The 311-nt window shown below is 42.1% G+C and carries 1 protein-coding gene; it reads left to right on the forward strand.

Translation table 11 applies throughout. The annotated features are described in order from the left end of the window. Positions 1-311: protein rep (locus F1003_RS19310; protein WP_162307033.1), on the forward strand; the 311-nt coding region annotated here is incomplete at both ends.

The raw sequence follows: 311 nt of genomic DNA on the forward strand, positions 1-311 counted from the left end.
TTCATGTGTTATTGCCTGTGAAGAAAAGTTATTTCGGCAAAAATTATATCAAGCAGACGGAATGGACAAGCCTTTGGAAAAAGGCGATGAAATTGGATTACACCCCAATTGTTGATATTCGTCGGGTGAAAGGTAAAGCCAAGATTGACGCTGAACAGATTGAAAACGACGTGCGGGAAGCGATGATGGAGCAAAAAGCTGTTCTTGAAATCTATAAGTATCCAGTCAAGGATACGGATGTTGTGCGTGGCAATAAGGTGACAGAAGACAATCTGAACACGGTGTTTTATTTGGATGATGCACTGGCTGCC

Source organism: Winogradskyella ouciana (genome assembly GCF_009709615.1).
Lineage (GTDB): Bacteria > Bacteroidota > Bacteroidia > Flavobacteriales > Flavobacteriaceae > Winogradskyella > Winogradskyella ouciana.